At 40.2% G+C, this 17743-nt stretch carries 13 protein-coding genes; 9 read left to right on the forward strand and 4 right to left on the reverse strand.

What is annotated here, in order from left to right:
• Positions 1–2148: retention module-containing protein (locus tag L3V25_RS00005; protein ID WP_237293491.1), on the reverse strand; the 2148-nt coding region annotated here is incomplete at its 3' end.
• 474 nt (positions 2149–2622) lie between these two features.
• On the opposite strand from L3V25_RS00005, the gene L3V25_RS00010 reads away from it, so the two are divergent.
• The 7 genes from L3V25_RS00010 (at position 2623) to L3V25_RS00040 (ending at position 13158) form a co-directional block, all read left to right on the forward strand.
• A complete protein-coding gene (locus L3V25_RS00010; RefSeq protein WP_237293492.1) occupies positions 2623–4020 on the forward strand; it encodes an HlyD family type I secretion periplasmic adaptor subunit in 1398 nt (465 codons plus the stop codon).
• A gap of 102 nt (positions 4021–4122) precedes the next feature.
• A complete protein-coding gene (locus L3V25_RS00015) occupies positions 4123–6063 on the forward strand; it encodes an EAL domain-containing protein (protein ID WP_237293493.1) in 1941 nt (646 codons plus the stop codon).
• A gap of 8 nt (positions 6064–6071) precedes the next feature.
• Complete coding sequence (locus L3V25_RS00020; RefSeq protein ID WP_237294306.1) at positions 6072–8378, forward strand: type I secretion system permease/ATPase; 2307 nt, start codon at positions 6072–6074, stop codon at positions 8376–8378.
• A gap of 218 nt (positions 8379–8596) precedes the next feature.
• Complete coding sequence (locus L3V25_RS00025) at positions 8597–9910, forward strand: TolC family outer membrane protein (RefSeq protein ID WP_237294307.1); 1314 nt, start codon at positions 8597–8599, stop codon at positions 9908–9910.
• A gap of 9 nt (positions 9911–9919) precedes the next feature.
• The gene (locus L3V25_RS00030; protein ID WP_089139926.1) at positions 9920–10513 is read left to right on the forward strand and encodes an OmpA family protein; all 594 of its coding nucleotides are present in this window, start codon (positions 9920–9922) and stop codon (positions 10511–10513) included.
• The gene (locus L3V25_RS00035; protein ID WP_237293494.1) at positions 10494–11204 is read left to right on the forward strand and encodes a transglutaminase-like cysteine peptidase; all 711 of its coding nucleotides are present in this window, start codon (positions 10494–10496) and stop codon (positions 11202–11204) included. The genes L3V25_RS00030 and L3V25_RS00035 overlap by 20 nt, the downstream gene beginning before the upstream one ends.
• Positions 11205–11208: 4 nt before the next feature.
• A complete protein-coding gene (locus L3V25_RS00040) occupies positions 11209–13158 on the forward strand; it encodes an EAL domain-containing protein (protein WP_237293495.1) in 1950 nt (649 codons plus the stop codon).
• A gap of 84 nt (positions 13159–13242) precedes the next feature.
• On the opposite strand, the gene L3V25_RS00045 is transcribed toward L3V25_RS00040, so the two are convergent.
• Both L3V25_RS00045 and kdgR read right to left on the reverse strand, forming a co-directional pair.
• Entirely contained in the window at positions 13243–13908 is a 666-nt protein-coding gene (locus L3V25_RS00045) for a hypothetical protein (protein ID WP_237293496.1), read from the reverse strand.
• A 271-nt stretch (positions 13909–14179) separates the two neighbouring features.
• Complete coding sequence (kdgR, locus tag L3V25_RS00050; RefSeq protein ID WP_237293497.1) at positions 14180–14962, reverse strand: DNA-binding transcriptional regulator KdgR; 783 nt, start codon at positions 14960–14962, stop codon at positions 14180–14182.
• Between the two features lie 224 nt (positions 14963–15186).
• Between kdgR and kduD the strand changes: the two genes are divergently transcribed.
• Positions 15187–15948, forward strand: coding sequence for a 2-dehydro-3-deoxy-D-gluconate 5-dehydrogenase KduD (gene kduD / locus L3V25_RS00055; RefSeq protein ID WP_237293498.1), 762 nt, complete (start codon positions 15187–15189; stop codon positions 15946–15948).
• Positions 15949–15990: 42 nt separating this feature from the next.
• A complete protein-coding gene (locus L3V25_RS00060; protein ID WP_237293499.1) occupies positions 15991–16629 on the forward strand; it encodes an RpiB/LacA/LacB family sugar-phosphate isomerase in 639 nt (212 codons plus the stop codon).
• A 163-nt stretch (positions 16630–16792) separates the two neighbouring features.
• Here the strand turns inward: L3V25_RS00060 and L3V25_RS00065 are convergent, their stop codons facing one another.
• Positions 16793–17548, reverse strand: coding sequence for an SDR family NAD(P)-dependent oxidoreductase (locus tag L3V25_RS00065; RefSeq protein ID WP_237293500.1), 756 nt, complete (start codon positions 17546–17548; stop codon positions 16793–16795).
• Positions 17549–17743 lie beyond the last annotated feature (195 nt).

Genomic DNA, 17743 nt, shown 5'->3' on the forward strand with positions numbered 1-17743 from the left:
AACAATTTGGTCAACCTCATCACTGCCTTGGTCAAATTCAATGCTGCCATTGGCCGTTTGTTCACCGTCGTTTTCTGTGATTTCAGCAATCTCGGTATTGTCACCAAAACTTGGATCTTCACCATCTGCAAAATTAACCGTGATATCAACCTTAGACGTATCACCATCGGTATCATCAATTTCCAACGGTAGGTCGATCGAAATCACATCACCATTATTGGTGATAAGGCCGTCTGTCGTGCCATCACCATTAATATCGTCTAATGGTTGGTATTGGTTTACATCGGTGACCACGGTGACATCGCCGTTTTCCGACATAGTTGGTGTCATGGTGATGTCTAAAACTGGCTTACCATCTCCATCTACCCCTAAAATAGTCACCACACCGTTTTCATCAGTGGTCATGGTAAATTCAACCGACTGACCATTATTAGTCGTAATCTCGCCCACTTCAGAGGCCAGTTGCGCCTTGCCTTCTTCACTTAAGCGTAGCGTTGCAGGGTTTAAGTTGTCATCTGCTGCAGTAATGGTAACGCTACTCGTACCATGCACAGGATATTCGTTACCTGCTGCTGGGTTTTCCAGATCGCCTTCAGTTATTGTGACAGCGTCACTCACATCAGCAGCATTCTCACCATCTTCAATATTGATAACTATTGTACCGTTGGCAGTATCACCATCATCATCTGTTGCGGTAATACCTAAATCTAGATTTGTTATATCATCTGCATCCTGATCAAGAGGACCAGTGACTTGAACGGTATAAGAACCATCGGTTTGAACTTCAACGGTTAAAACAGGTTCGCCATTAATATCTGTTACGGTTACAACATTACCATCAACGGTATATTCTGTTGGTTCACCATTGCTCGTTAACCCATCTAATGAAGGCTGGTTTGGATCGAAGACAATAGTGGCAATTTCATCACTACCAAGATCCAGTGGCACTTGGCCATCTACAACTACATCACGATCATCAGTTTCATTAATCGTAGTGCCGGAATCGGTACCAAATTGTTCATTAGCACCATCATTAACATCAATTCCAATATTAATCGGTTCTTTGATTTCATTGCCATTAATATCCGTACCTGAAACTGGGAACTCAATATGAATATCATCCCCTTGATTGCTCACCATACCCGTAGTATCACCTGAAATATGGTCGATAGGTTGATTAACGGTTGTAGTAATAGAAACGGTTAAATCACCATTCGGTAGGGCAACGAAATCAACATCAAATGAAACGACTGGTTCACCATCTTGCATACCAGTGAAAGTATTGGTTTCTGCATCGTAACTAAATTCAACAGGTTCACCACCTGATGTAATCTCGGCATTTAGTTCACTCAGTAAAGAATCTACGCTTTCTTGCGGGATATAAAACGAATCCGGATCTAGAGCATAAGTACCCTTTTCAACTACAACAGAAGCCGTACTTTCGGTTGGATAACCTACACCACTGTCTAAATCGCCTTCTGTGACTTCAACAGCAAGGTTCTCACCACCTGCAGCAATAAGAACAACTCGTTCATCTTCTTCATCACGGTATTCACGTTCAAAACCTTCAGTATCGTATCCAGCGTGAGTTAAAACAGCGTCGTAATTGTAGTCAATCGATACAAAAGAGTTATTGGCGGTGTCTCCCGCGGCTCCACCAGCTGCAGGCGCTTCTGCTTCTTGAGTTGGATCTTGTCCTGCCAAAATGCTTTGTTGAATAGCTGCAATATCATCAGTTTGATTTGATTGAGAATCTTGTTCATCCGAATTGCCAGGATTCATAATAGCCTGACTAGGATCTTGCTGGTTCATTACCGAGCGTTGGATATTCGCAATATCCGATTCAGTAAAATTCGCATTTTGTGCATTTTCAGCATTAATTTGAACTTGTGGACCCAATGTAGTCGCCACTGGTCCAGTTGCATTTGGCACAATAGAAACCGTCGATTGAGTATCATGGATATGTACTTGCTGTCCTTGCCCTGAGACGGTTGCGTTCGCCCCTGGAGTTACCAATAAAACCTCATCAGGTTTCAATTGATAACTTCCTGTAACCAACACCGCTCCCTGACCAGCTTTAATGACAAAAACTGAACCACTTTCAACGTTAACGTTGGTGACATTTGAAGAAGGAATATTATTTTCCATAGATAACTCAATCTGTTAATTGATTGTTTCCCTAAGTCACTAGGAAAAGCCAATCTTATATTTATAGGAATTTGATTTTAAAGCAGCAATAACAAGCTTAGACAAAACTAAAAACACATTCCGTGACATTATGTAAAAGCACCGAATAATAGCTCTGTTATATATAAGTAAAACTATTTAAAATTATACCACTCAGTATAGTTCCATTCAATTTATTCACAGTTGAGCCACTACAAGACACCATACTTTGATGTAGAACAAATTGATTTAAAATTATGCAACTCAATAACTCGTTCAACCATCAATGCAGGTGACTTAAAACATAATTCCTATATAATATATTTAAACAAATGCCATCAATTCATCGCAGTAATTTGCCTTGCAAAATTAATGGTAAAAACAGTTAGTTATCAACATAAAATTAACTCAATGCCATCTAATGGTTAACAAATTGCGCTTGCTCTTGGTAATTCAATGAAAAAAAAACTCACATCCGAACAACTCGATTTCGTCGATGACAAGTCGTCAGCATTAATGCTCAGCACCGCCTACACCACCAGAATTATGCTCTGGACAATCGTGGCCTTTTTTATCATTGCGGTCATTTGGGCATCCCTGACTAAGCTTGATAAAGTCACCACAGGGACAGGTAAAGTTATTCCATCCACTCAGATGCAAGTGATACAAAACCTTGAAGGCGGTATTGTTAAACAAGTACTCGTTCGTGAAGGGCAACCGGTTAAAAAAGGCCAACGCCTACTTTTAATTGATGACACACAAGCTCGCTCTGACTTTCAGGGTAAAGCTTCTGACATTGCCAACATGCAAGCGGATCAATTTCGCCTAAAAGCACAAATTGCTGCCGTGAAAATTGATAAGCAAAAAGCAAAGCAAACTAACAGTTGGGAAGATAGCGTAATTGTTGACGAATCTCTTGTTCCTGCTTTTGATGAAGATTTTGCGAAAAAGCACCCAATCTTAGTTGCCCGCCAATTAAACGAGTATCAAGGTAACGTCTCTAATCTAGAAAACCAATTATCGGTTGCTAGACAACAAGTCACACAAAAGCAACGTGAACTAGATGAAAACCGATCTCGCTATAGCAACCTACAAAGTAGCTATAATGTAGCAAATCACGAATTTAATATGACAGAGCCTTTAGCAAAAGATGGTGTGGTTCCTGAAATTGAATTATTAAAATTACGTCGTCAATTAATTGATACTCGTCGTGATTTGACTTCAACTAAAATGCAGATTCCAGTTGCTGAATCTGCAGTGCACGAAGCGATCCTAAAATACCTAGACATTGCTCTGAAGTATCGTAGTGATAACCAGAACGAATTGAATAAGGTCAGTGCTCAATTATCTAGCCAAAGCGAATCTCAAGTTGGCTTGCAAGATAAAGTAAATCGCACCGTCGTTACCTCTCCTGTTACCGGCACGATTCAAAAGATTTATATCAATACTATCGGTGGTGTTATCCAGCCGGGTATGGATCTAATCGAAATCGTCCCAACAGAAGATACGTTACTCATTGAAGCGAAAATTGCGCCTCAAGATATCGGTTTCTTACACCCTGGCTTACCAGCATTGATTAAATTTACCGCCTACAATTTCTCTACCTACGGTGGTCTTGATGGTACGGTTGAAACAATCAGTGCAGACACCATTCAAGACGAAGAAGGCAATAGCTTCTACCAAGTTAAAATTCGAACGGATGAAAGTGCTTTAACCAGTAAAGACGGCACATCCCTACCTATTATTCCTGGTATGACTGCCTCAGCCGATATTATTACCGGCAAACGCACTGTAATGGGTTACCTATTAAAACCGGTTCTAAAAGCCACCGATTCTGCACTAAGAGAGCAATAAGCATCATCAAGTCGTCATAACGACTACTGCAAGCTGGTTTGAGCCAATAAAATCAGCTTGTCTCTCTTGGTCAATTGCAATAATTATTTAATGAGAAATGATATGACATTGTATAAACAGCTATTAACTTGGAGTATGGGGATTTTCATCGCTATATCCGTAGTTTTATTTGCTCTTGAATTCCATCACGCGCGTAACGATTTAATCGAACAACAAGCAGTGCGATTCAATGACACATTAGATGCTGCCACTTTTGCACTTTCACCTTATCTGCAAGGCGAAGATACTAAAGAAGCTCAAGCTATTATCAAAAAAATATTTGATAACCATAACTATCAATCCGCCACTCTTGTATCCATTACATCGGGTGAAGCGGTTAATCTCGACTTCAAAGAACCAAAAGATGTGGCACCGGGTTGGTTTATGACATTGTCGAATATCGAACCTGCGCAAAAAACGGTACAAATCACCTCTAATTGGCAGCCATTAGCCAACCTAAAAGTAACCGGTCGCCCTACTTTTGTTTATGAGAAGCTATGGAATAACACGAAATCTATTCTTTTTGCTCTAACATTTTGTGGTGTGATTCTGATTGCAGGATTATCGCTTATCTTCCGTCGAATTTTAGTACCGCTACAGGTTATCCAGGTGAGTGCTCAAAATCTTGCTAACAATAAATTTGATGAAGTATTAGAATCCTCTAAATACCAAGAATTAAACGATGTCGTTTCAGCGTTTAATCAAATGACCAAGCAACTTCGCGCACACTTTGAACAACAGTCAGAAGAAGCAGACAAACTACGTGTTCGTGCGTATCAAGATCCAGTATCTGGGTTGGCTAATCGCAAATACATGATGACTCAACTTGAATCTTGGATTGAAGGTGGAGCAACCGGTGGTATTGCCCTTCTCAAGGTCGATCAACTTGATGAAGTCTATGAAAAAGAAGGTTATACACAAGGTGATGAGCTAACTCGTAGTTTTGCCGCATCATTAATGGAAATTTCTTCTGATGAGTTCAACATTGCTCGCTTAAACAATTCTGAGTTTATGCTACTTGCGCCAAATACTTCAGATGAAGACATGTTAGAGCTTGGCCGTGCAATGCTAAATCGCGTTGCCGCGCTACAAAATGATCCGCTCGATGTCGCCCCTCTTCAAGCTGCAGTAGCTTTAATTATGAAGCACACTGACGACAGTATTTCAGAACTCCTTGCTCGTGCCGATAACGGACTTGTTCAAGCTCGCGCTAACCGTGAAGAGCCAATATTCTTAGTTCCTGCAGATAGTAATGCAAACCAACCAAGTTTTGGTAAGCAGCAATGGAAAGCCATTGTTGATGAAGCGATCGCAAATAAACAATTTACACTTAGCTATCAAAAAGCCATCGACAGCAATAATCAAATGATGCACCAAGAAGTGTTTGCTGCCATACAAAAAGACGATACGCGCTACTCGGCAGGTAACTTCCTAAGTGCACTTGAAAGCCTGGATAAAGGCCAAGACTTTGATATGCACATCATCGACGCCGTATTCGAACAAGTCGATATGTACGATCCGAAATATCCAATTGCAGTTAACCTGACTCAAAGCAGTGTTAATGATACTGGCTTTATGCGCTGGTTAAGCCAAAAAATGGAAACCAATCCTGAATATGCCAATCGTGTATTCTTTGAAATTCCTGAAATTTGCTTTATTAAACAGCCAGATAATACCAAGCTACTGTGTAACATCATCACTTCACACAAATACAGTTTTGGTATCGATAACTTTGGTCATAACTTTGGTTCGATTGGCTATCTCAATGCCTACCGCCCTGCTTATGTCAAATTGGATTTTGCCTACACAACTCAAATAGATGATAACGAAAAAGCAGATGTGGTGTTCTCCATTGCACGTACTGCCGCCAACTTATCAATCACTACTATTGCTTCTCGCGTAGAAACAATGGAACAGAAAAACAAACTGATCGAGCTCGAACTTGGTGGTTTCCAAGGTTTTGTTACTGAGCAAATTAATAATGTCACTGAAGGTCAGGCATAATGAATACAATAAAAGATCCACTATTAAATTCGCTCGCTTATATCAGTCGTTATTACGGCCAGGCCAATTCACCTGACGCGCTCGTTGCAGGTTTACCACTCAAAGATGGTTTACTCACAGTACATTTATTCCCTCGCGCGGCAGCAACCGCGGGCTTAAATGCAAAGCTTGAACAATTACCACTCAATGATTTACCGCCACTACTTTTACCGGTAGTTGCGCTGCTTAAAAATGGTGACGCGTGCGTTATCTTGTCTGTCGATTACGAGAAAAACGAAGCCGAAGTGATCTTGTCGCAAAATGATGACAGCACTCAAGAATGGATTCGTTTAGAAGAACTTAATAAGCAATACACCGGCCAATTATTCTTAGTTAAAAAGAGCTTCCGTTACGATGAACGCTCACCTGAAGTTCTGAAAAATAACGATGGCCATTGGTTCTGGAGCACACTGTGGCAGTCACGTAAAATTTACCGTGACGTATTCATTGCTTCGATCTTAATTAATATCTTTGCCGTAAGCGCCCCACTATTCTCACGTTTAGTGTATGACAAAATTGTTCCTAACCTAGCCTATGACTCACTTTGGGTTTTAGCAGTAGGTGTATTTATCATCTTCATTTTCGATTTTGTTTTAAAGATGATGCGCAGTTACTTCTTAGATGTTGCAGGTAAAAAATCAGATATCTTAATCTCATCTAAGATCTTTAGCCATGTAATGGGCACGCGCCTAGAATCTAAACCGCCTTCGGTTGGTGCTTTTGCCAGACACATGCAAGAGTTTGAATCTATTCGTGACTTTTTTACATCAGCGAGTATCACAACCTTGATCGACTTGCCTTTTGCTTTGTTCTTCATGTTAGTGATTTACATTATTGCAGGACCACTCGCAATCGTTCCTTTAATTGGTGTGATCATTCTGATCAGCTACAGTTTTATCGTACAAAAGCCATTACGACGTACCATTGAAGAAGGTTCTCGCTTAGCTTCACAAAAAAACTCAAACCTTATTGAGAGCTTATCTGGTCTTGAAACACTGAAAATGTTTGGTGCAGAAAGTCAGTATCAATATCGTTGGGAAGAAGCGGTTGCCCACATGGCAAACTGGAGCTTAAAGTCTCGTCGCCTCACAGATTCACTGCAAAATGCCGCGGGTTTTGTTCAGCAATTTTTGAACGTAGCAATGATCGTTGTCGGTGTTTACTTAATTGGGAATGGCGACCTAACCATGGGTGGTTTGATTGCAGCAACCATGTTGAGTGGACGTGCAGTTGGCCCGATGATCCAAGTGGCAATGCTATCGACTCGCTATAACCAAGCGAAATCTGCGATGGGTATTATCGATAACTTAATGCAAATGCCGACTGAACAAGAGCCGGGTAAGCGTTATATCCACCGCCCTATTATCAAAGGTAAGATCCAATTTGATAATGTGAACTTCACCTACCCGAATGCAACCTCGCCTTCGTTGAGAAATATTAACCTAACGATTAATCCAGGTGAGCGTGTTGGTATTATCGGCCGTATTGGTTCAGGTAAAACAACGTTAGAACGTATTTTAATGGGATTATACCAACCGACTTCAGGTACCGTTTTAATCGATGATACGGATATTAAGCAGTTACACCAGATCGATATACGCCGTAATTTAGGCTGTGTACCGCAAGATATCACTCTGTTCTACGGTAGCATCCGTGACAACATTGCACTTGGCCGCCCTCTTGCCAGTGATAAAGATATCATTCTTGCTGCTGAACGCGCTGGGGTAACAAGCTTTACGCAAAAAGACAGCGCTGGTTTAGAGAAACAAGTCGGTGAAGGTGGTGCCGCGTTATCTGGTGGTCAACGTCAAGCAATTGCGATTGCACGTGCATTATTAGGTAAGCCGCCTGTTATGATCATGGATGAACCAACCAGTAGTATGGATAACCGTACTGAAATGTTCATCAAGCGCCAATTACGTAACTTTAGTAAAGATGAGACCCTGATCTTAATTACTCATAAAACCGGCATGCTAGACTTAGTTGATCGTTTAATAGTAATGGAACAAGGTCAAATCATTGCCGATGGCCCTAGAGATAAAGTATTGCAAGCGCTTCGCTCTGGAAAATCACAGAAATCAGCACCGACTGTTGCTAAAAAAGCCCCAACTCCAGCGGCTAAACCAAGTGATACAGCGCCTTCTGCTTCAGAGCCAAGTGCAGCTAAGGCGAAAGCAGCAAGTAATACTGATGCTAAACCAGCATCAACTACAGCTGCCAAACAAGCAACGGCAACGAATCAGAATAAGCCAACCATTCAAACAAGACCGATTTAACAAATATACAACTAATTTATTCGCATGATTTCGTCTAGACTGATAAGATTCAAACGAAATCATGCGTTTAAATTTATATATTTGACACCGTCTATCAGTGAAACGGTATATAATTTGTTATAAATACCCTGTAAGATCGTGTAAATCTAAATTTTTGTCCGTTTTCGGCTTTATGTACCCCTTTCCTTAACGCTTAATTATTTAGCATTAAGAGGATGATGATAAGAACTCCAAAGATAAATAAATTAGCCGTTTTCCTTGGTTGCCAATTAATCGCACTGCCAACATACGCGCAATCTCTTGAACAAGCGATTGCCACTGCATTAGCAACGAATCCAAATATTCAATCGACCTACAATGAATTTATCAGCCAAAAAGAAACCAGCCGAGCCTCAACAGGTAAATACTTACCGTCGGTCGATCTTGAAGCGGGTGTAGGCTATGAAGATTATGACAACAGCGCCGGCTCTCAAGGCGAGTATAACCCTCGTTACGCTCAAATCAGTATTCGTCAGCTAATCTGGGATGGTTCAAGCACTTATAACGATATAAAAAGAACTAAAGCAGAAGCTGAATCTCAACGCTATCAATTACTCGCTGATGCCCAAGACATGGCATTATCCACTGTTGAAGCTTATATTGATGTCATTCAGGCTCAAGAAGTGGTTACCCTATCTCAAGCTAACCATGATGTGCACATGCGCATCTACCGTGATATCAAAAGACGTACAGATTCAGGTTTAAGTTCAACAGCCGACCTCATTCAGGTTGAGGGTCGTGTTGCACAAGCCAATACCAACCTACTTTCAGCTCAAAGTAACCTTAATGACAAAATTACTGCTTTTGTAAAAGTAGTTGGCTCTTATCCTCAAGATTTAAGAAAACCTAAAATTGATGATACTTACGTCGCTAAGTCTCTAAATGATGCGCTTGAGAAAGCCAAAGCCAATAACCCAACGATGTATTTGGCTTACCATGACGTACAAGCCGCTCAGTATCAATACGAACAAACCAAAGGCACAATGTTACCGACATTTACTGTCGAAGGTTCACAGAAATATGGTGATGAACTAGACGCATCTGATGGCGACACCGATGAGCTTAAAGTAATGCTTAAAATGAACTACAACCTATACAACGGTGGTAGTGATGCAGCAGACAGTCGTTCAGCTGCCAGCCAAATAAGCAAAGCGAAAAACATTCGTGATAACGCCTACCGCCTATTAGAAGAAAGCACCCGTTTATCTTGGAGCGCCAAAGAACTGGCTGAATCACAAGAAAAGTTCCTTCAACAACACGTAGATTCTGCAGCAAAAACCATCATTGCCTATGAGAAGCAATACAAAATCGGTAAACGAACCTTATTGGATCTATTAAACACCGAAAATGAATTATTTGAATCTCGTAAGGCTTATTTAGCCGCGCACTATTCTGGCATTGTTGCTGATTATCGCTTATTGAATTCAACAGGCCTACTTCTGAATGAATTACGTGTTGCCATCCCTGATGAATGGGCTCGTTCGTCTAAATAAGGAAATATTATGAAAGCATTAACTCTTTCTTTATTGGTTTTACTATTGGGTGCATGTTCAAACCTAGAATCCGATCCACCGCCAATCGCCTTTCATTCAAAAGATTTAAGCGATTCAGATAATGACGGAGTGATTAACGCACGTGATTTATGTGCTAATACTCGTAAAAACGCCGTGATTGATAACAATGGTTGCCCTACTGTTGTCCATTCAGAAGAAGAAAATAAACTACACATTTTATTTGCTAACGATTCAACCGTGATTCCTGCAGCTTATGATAAGCACATTAAGAATATGAGTAGTTTCTTAGATAAATATCCACAAACTCATATTGTACTTAACGGTTATGCTAGTCCAGTAGGCCCGGCAGAGCACAACAAGTACCTCTCGATACATCGTGCAGCGAATGTCTATAAAGCCTTGGTTGCCGCTGGCGTCAGTCCTAAACGTATTGAAACCGTAGGTTACGGTGACAGCGATCCAATTCAAGCAACATCGAGAGAAGAAACTATGACATTAAGCCGTCGTGTTACCGCCTCAGTGGTAGGGATGGATAGCAGCGTAGTAGAAAGCTGGACTATCTATGATCAACGTAAAGACTAAGAGACCTTTCCTCTCTTTTTCGCTTACCGCCTGTCTCTTCTTAATCTTGTTAATCATTTCAGTGAGAGCTTCGGCTCTCACTGCTGTTGAACAACAAATCATTACCTTCAGTCATGAGCATTTTGGACAACGTGCTGGCTTACGAATCAAAGCATGGCTAGAGCTCACCCATAGCTTACAGAATCACTCCCTCTCTCTACAATTATCCGAAGTGAATAACTTTTTTAATCAATTAGTATTTATTGATGATATAAAGTTATGGGGTGAAGATGATTATTGGGCAACACCGGTGCAGTTTCTTAATGCTGGCGGTGGAGACTGTGAAGATTTTAGTATTGCCAAATATTATACCCTGCGAGAATTAGGGGTAGATGACGAGAAATTGCGCTTAATCTACGTAAAATCACTGACATTAAACCAATTTCATATGGTCGTTGCCTATTATGAAACGCCAAGTTCAATGCCTTTAATTTTAGATAATATTGATGGCGAAATAAAACCGGCCAGTCAAAGAAGCGATCTCGTTCCTGTCTATAGTTTTAACGCCACTAACTTATGGATCACAAAAGGAGGTGCAGCTGGAAGCCAATCAGTGCCGGCCGGTAATGTCTCCAATTTAAGTATGTGGCAAAAATTACGTAAACGAAGTCAGCATGACACTCATCACCCTATTATAAACTTGGATCAATGATGCTATGAGTCTATATAATAAATTCCAAATTTGGTTATCGATAACCTTCTTAATATTGACGACATCGGTTTTTGGCCTACTACTTCACTCTAGCCATACTTACCTGAAGACTCAGCAAAAGATTGAGATGACGAACATGATCAGCGCATTGAATATTGCGCTAACTCCGTTCATTCATCAAAAAGATAAAGTGGGTTTAGAGTCCGTCATTAATGCCTCTTTTGATAGTGGCTTCTACGGTTCTATCACACTCAAAATAAATGATAGTAATACCCAAATTCAACGTAAGAATCTTAATCAAAATTCTGACTCACCTGAATGGTTTCAAAAAATCGCGCCTTTTGAAAAGCTAACAGAATCTCGCGTATTAATGGATGGTTGGATGCAAGCCGCAACCTTAACTGTCACCAATAATACGGCAACAGGTTATGACCAATTATGGGCGCTGACTCTACGCTTACTCACCGCATTTATTATTAATTCATTACTTGCTGCAATCTCGATGATCATCATACTTCGAGTCATGTTCAAACCATTAAAGGACATACAAAAGCGTGCGAATGAAATTAGCTTAAATAAGTTTGGTGACCCTATACCTCAAGTCAATACTCGTGAACTCTCTGATGTAATACAAGCGATTAATTACATGAGTAAGCATATTGAAGCTCATTACGTACAATCGGCAAATGAAGTTAAACGCCTACGTATGCGCGCTTACCAAGATCCTGTTTCTGAGTTAAGTAATCGTGAATATTTCATCACTCAGCTTGAACCATGGCTAACTTCTAACACCCATGATCATTGTGGTCTGTGGTTAATGAAAGTCGATGCCATTGAAGATGCGTATGAAAACAAAGAATTTGAGAAAGCCGATAGCATGGTTAAAGAACTTGCTCAGAAATTAAGTTCATTTGTTGACGGAAGAAGTACCTTTTCTCGCTTTAGTCGTTCTGAGTTTATTTTACTGGTCCCTCATTGCCATTATGAGTATTTAGAACAAGTATCAGAGACCGCACTTAATCTCGTTAATGAATGGCAACCGAACGAATTAATTGAAGATAACTCAGCCTCTATTGGGATGATGGTTTTACATCATCAAACCGACATGAGAACAGTTTTCACCCAACTTGATAGCGCCTTAACTCAAGCTCGTCAACAAAGCGGCTTAAAAGCATTTTTATATAATGAGAATACTATTTTGCCTGAGTTTACTAAGGGTAAAATTGAATGGCAGAACTTTGTTAAACAAGGTATTGAGAATCAACAAGTCAAAATTCGACTTCAACCGGCGATTAATAAAGAGCAACAAATCTTGCACTATGAGGCCTTTGCCTATATTGAAGTGGATAATATTATCTACACAGCCAATCATTTTATTACTGCGCTAGAAGATAGTGATGTGGCCTATCAATTCGATAATCATGTATTAACGCTTGTGAGTAAGCAATTGGCTGCTAACCCTAGCAAGTCACCGATTACCGTTAATATAAGTAAAGATAGTCTTCATAATAGCCAATTTGTTGTCTTCTTAACTCAAATGCTAAAAGCCAACCCTCAGCTCAGAGAAACGCTAGTGTTTGAATTTCCTGAGGTTTGCTTCACTAAACACCTTGAAGAAACCAAAGTCATTACTCAATTACTCCTTCAGCATTCGTTTAAGTTTGGTATTGATAACTTTGGTCATAGTTTCAGCTCTATTGATTACTTACATCAAGTACAGCCGACCTATGTCAAATTAGATTTTACGTATACGAGCCAATTGGATGATCCAGCTAAATATGACCTTCTCGCTTCTATGACTCGCATCGCCAAAAACTTAGACATTGGCATGATTGCAACTCATGTAGAGAATTTAAAACAAATTGATCAATTAGTTGAGCTTGATATTCGACGCTTCCAAGGGTTCATTACCGATAAGCTAGAATTAAACGGTCATAAAAACGCTGACAAATAACCATAAAAAGAAACCCCCCTGATAGAAAATATCAGGAGGTTTTCTGGCGTTAACTTCTATAGTTCTAATGATTAGAGCCTGCGATTAATCATCAGACTCTAACACGACATCATCAATAAACACTTCTGTTTGGAAGGCTACATCACCATTCATGTCGATATTTTCAGTGCTGTTAAGGTGGGTTAGCGCATAAACTTCTAACGTTGTGTTACTGCCTGAATTAAAGGCTAATTCCACTTTACGGAAACCATTCGTATCATCGCCATCAGAATCGATATCATCATTGGTGAATGTCTTTGTTCTTACGGTATTGCCCGCTAAAGAACCAACCCCCATATCTTTCACACCCAACTCAAGTACATTTGGTGACTCATCACCTTTTTCATCACGGTAGTACACCGTTAAAAGGTAATCAGTATCGGGTTCAATGTTAGGAATGATTTGGCTTACACCAGGCCCCGATTGTAATGTTGAGCTTTCATTGATTGAAGGGTAAAACAAACGTAGAGAACCCGGATCACCAGAAGCGGTAATATTCGTTGCTTCAACCGCACCCAAACCTAACTCTGGCGTAGCATGCACCAACCAAGCACCACTGCTGTTGCCATTTAAAGCAAAACGAGTAAATGCACCATCAGCGACTTTGCCCATAGCGGGTACCGGTGTAGTATTTACAGGCGCTTTATCCGAGTTAGAAGAGCATCCAGCAAGCACCCCTGCAATAGCTAAAGCTAAGTAAATTTTTCTCATATTATATTCCCTTTCACACGCGATGAAATTGTTAACAAACCAGTCGTTTAAGCCAAATTATAGTTAACTAAAATACATTGGTCATAATTCCTGCCATTTTAACGAAATTTATAGGAAATATCTCCCATTATTAGGGATTTATTACCACAAGACTGAAGAAAATATCGAACTCAGGAATACGTTGGATTTCTTATAACGTCATAAATAAAAACGCTGCTATCAAACTCGATAGCAGCGTTTTTCATTCGCTCTCAAACCATTACGATACTTCTTACATTGGGTATTCGTGGTAACCCAAATGTTCGGAGATGTTCTTACAAGCGTTTTGAAGCATAGCAACATATTCTGCTTTACGATTTTCATCAAAACGAATCGTTGGGAACGAAATAGATAAGCCCGCAACCACGTGGCCAAAACGGTCATAAACCGGTGCACCGATACAATATAAGCCTGGCTCTTGTTCTTCATTATCTTCAGCATACCCTTGCTGTTTCACAGTGACGAGCTCAGCTAATAATTGATCAACATCTTCATGCGTTTTTTCTGTATGCTTAATAAAATCAACATCTTTGAGAGTTTTACGCACAAATTCTGTATCTCTATCAGCCAATAACACTTTACCAATGGCTGTACTATAAAGAGGGTTTCGACGCCCTACTCGAGATTGCATACGCAAGTTATAACCAGAGTCGATTTTATGAGTGTAGATAATATGATCGACATCTAAAGCCCCTAAGTGCAAAGCTTCATTGGTTTTTTCAGAAATCACTCTCATCTCTTTATCAGCAAGTGAAATAATATCCACATACTCTAAAGATTTTGCACCCACTTCAAATAACTTTAAGGTTAACGAATACTTATCAGCTTCACCTTCCTGCTCTACATACCCCAACACTTTCATCGTTTGCAAAAAACGGTACGTAGTACTTTTCGACATCATTAAACGCTGTGACAATTCAGTAACACCAATTTCTTTTTGCTCACTAAGTGATTGTATAATAACAAAAACTTTCATTACTGATGATACTACATCTGGTTGTTTCGCTTTTTCCATATTTTTATACCTTAAAATATTCCTATTCGCTCATTCTACCCTTATTGTGATTTTTTAAAACATGAATAATAAATACCATTACTTTAAATGAAGTGGCGTTTGCGCTTTTTCAAAACCATGTTTTATTTTAATTTGATGTGACACTTTGAAATTGCTAGGATAGGTTTAATCATCACCACTACACTGTATTAGATAACTGCCCATAAGCAACAAAGGAAATAGCTATGATTCTTAATGCATTTAATTTAGAAGGTAAAGTAGCCATAGTGACTGGCTGCAACACAGGTCTTGGTCAGAGTATGGCGTTAGGCCTAGCACAAGCAGGTTGTAAGGTAGTTGGTGTTAATCGTAGCGCACCTGAAGAAACCATAGAGCTAATGAAAGCAGAATGTCATAACTTTCTTGATGTCCGAGCAAACTTATTAACTCAAGATGACATCCCTACTATTATTGAAAAAGCACTGGCTGAATTCGGTCAAATTGACATCTTAGTCAACAACGCCGGTATCATTCGTCGTGAAGATGCTATCGAATTCTCTGAGCAGAACTGGGATGACGTTATGAACATCAACTCTAAAACGGTCTTCTTTATGTCTCAAGCGGTAGCTAAGCAATTCATCGCTCAAGGTAATGGTGGCAAGATCATCAACATCGCTTCTATGCTGTCTTTCCAAGGTGGAATTCGAGTGCCTTCTTATACCGCTTCCAAAAGTGCACTTATGGGAGTTACGCGTGCAATGGCAAATGAATGGGCAAAATACAACATCAATGTAAACGCAATTGCCCCAGGTTACATGGCCACTAACAATACTGCTGCGCTACGTGACGACGAGGAACGCAATACCGCTATTCTTGAGCGTATTCCCGCGAATCGCTGGGGCAAGCCAGAAGATGTAGCTGGACCTTGTGTATTCTTAGCATCTGATGCTGCAAATTACATCAATGGTTATACGGTTGCTGTTGATGGCGGTTGGTTAGCACGTTAATAGCATTAAAATAATTTACTCAATTCCTATCGGAGAATATCAATGAAAATCGCACTAATGATGGAAAACAGCCAAGCAAGCAAAAACGCAACCATTCTTAACGAACTAACAAGCGTTGTTGAGCCACTAGGTCACACGGTTGCTAACGTAGGTATGAGTGATGAAAACGATCATCAGCTAACGTATATTCACCTTGGTATTCAAGCAAGCATCCTACTTAACTCTAAAGCGGTTGATTTTGTAATTGCGGGTTGTGGTACTGGTCAAGGTGCAATGATGTCACTGAACCTACACCCAGGTGTGGCTTGTGGTTACTGCCTAGATCCATCAGATGCTTTCCTATTCAACCAAATCAACAACGGTAACGCACTTGCTTTAGCATTTGCGAAAGGCTTTGGTTGGGCAGCTGAACTTAATGCTCGTTACATCTTCGAAAAAGCATTCACTGGCCCACGAGGTGAAGGTTACCCAGTTGAGCGTAAAGAACCACAAGTTCGGAACGCCGGTATTCTCAATGAAGTAAAAGCTGCGGTTTGTAAAGAGAACTACCTAGATATACTACGTGCTATCGCTCCTGAACTGGTGAAAACTGCCGTAACCGGCGAACGCTTCCAACAATGTTTCTTCGACAACTGCCAAGATGATGAAATTAAAGCATTCGTTAAAGAAGCTTTAGCGTAATAAATAGAGGCATCTTTCCAAGATTTATTGAATATTCACCATCAATACATGCTTTAATTTTCTGGTGTATTTAGACATAAATAACCCCCAATAGTTATAAAGCTATTGGGGGTTATTTCATGATTTGGCCGGTGTTTTGTTTAACTGGCTTCTAAAAACCGGATTAAATACCTAACGCTTGTCCGCCACCGATTTGAATCGTTTCAGCAGTGATGAATGATGCATCTTCGCTTACTAGGAATGCAATCACTGATGCTACTTCTTCTGGTTGACCTAAACGACCAAGCATAATGCTGTCTTTCCAAGAAGCGAAAACTTCTGGCTTAGTTGCTTTAATTTGAGCGTGGAATGGTGTGTCGATTGTACCTGGAGAAACCGCATTTACACGGATGCCAGCAGGAGCAAGCTCTTTAGCCAGTGCGCGAGTTAAAGTATGAACCGCGCCTTTAGAAACACCGTAGATACCAGCACCTGGGCCACCAGCATTCCAGCCTGCATTTGAAGTGAAGTTGATGATTGAACCACCTTCTGCTTTCTTCAAGAATGGAATAGCAGCGCGAGAAACAAAGAATGCGCTATCAAGGTTAAGTGCCATAACGAAACGGTAGAAATCGGTTGTCATTTCTTCCATTGGGCTACGACCACCTAGACCACCAGCATTGTTAACAACAACATCAAGCTTGCCGTATTTTTCACCAATTGCAGTGATGTTTTCAGTAACCGCTTTATCATCAGTTACATCAAAACCATAGTACTCAGCTTCAATGCCTAGTTCTTTTAATTCTGCTACGCGCTCAGCACCTTTATCATCTTCGATACCGTTAAGTACAACCGTGTAACCATCAGTACCAAGACGTTTTGCAACTTGAAAACCAATACCGCCAGTTGCGCCAGAAATAAAAGCAATTTTTTTAGACATAGTCATTCTCTCTTTAATCATCCATTTATAAATTTTGCTCGGTGAACAACATTCATCACCAAAATAGTTGATCTTATTGTATGACAAATACGGTGATTTTCAATTTTATTTATCACAGAAAGATCAAAAATGAGATCTCAGCCAAGTATCAGGTTGACTAGAAAAGGCACATTTCCTACTTTAAAACGTCATCCA

This window comes from Vibrio sp. CK2-1 (assembly GCF_021726515.1).
Taxonomy (GTDB): Bacteria; Pseudomonadota; Gammaproteobacteria; order Enterobacterales; family Vibrionaceae; genus Vibrio.

What these genes read in the sequence shown, in the direction of transcription:
- L3V25_RS00035 (WP_237293494.1), top strand. Translation starts at nt 10,494, where the DNA reads ATGATCAACGTAAAGACTAAGAGACCTTTCCTCTCTTTTTCGCTTACC.
- L3V25_RS00010 (WP_237293492.1), top strand. Translation starts at nt 2,623, where the DNA reads ATGAAAAAAAAACTCACATCCGAACAACTCGATTTCGTCGATGACAAG.
- L3V25_RS00025 (WP_237294307.1), top strand. Translation starts at nt 8,597, where the DNA reads ATGATAAGAACTCCAAAGATAAATAAATTAGCCGTTTTCCTTGGTTGC.
- L3V25_RS00065 (WP_237293500.1), bottom strand. Translation starts at nt 17,548, where the DNA reads ATGTCTAAAAAAATTGCTTTTATTTCTGGCGCAACTGGCGGTATTGGT.
- L3V25_RS00040 (WP_237293495.1), top strand. Translation starts at nt 11,209, where the DNA reads ATGAGTCTATATAATAAATTCCAAATTTGGTTATCGATAACCTTCTTA.
- L3V25_RS00045 (WP_237293496.1), bottom strand. Translation starts at nt 13,908, where the DNA reads ATGAGAAAAATTTACTTAGCTTTAGCTATTGCAGGGGTGCTTGCTGGA.
- L3V25_RS00060 (WP_237293499.1), top strand. Translation starts at nt 15,991, where the DNA reads ATGAAAATCGCACTAATGATGGAAAACAGCCAAGCAAGCAAAAACGCA.
- kdgR (WP_237293497.1), bottom strand. Translation starts at nt 14,962, where the DNA reads ATGGAAAAAGCGAAACAACCAGATGTAGTATCATCAGTAATGAAAGTT.
- L3V25_RS00030 (WP_089139926.1), top strand. Translation starts at nt 9,920, where the DNA reads ATGAAAGCATTAACTCTTTCTTTATTGGTTTTACTATTGGGTGCATGT.
- kduD (WP_237293498.1), top strand. Translation starts at nt 15,187, where the DNA reads ATGATTCTTAATGCATTTAATTTAGAAGGTAAAGTAGCCATAGTGACT.
- L3V25_RS00015 (WP_237293493.1), top strand. Translation starts at nt 4,123, where the DNA reads ATGACATTGTATAAACAGCTATTAACTTGGAGTATGGGGATTTTCATC.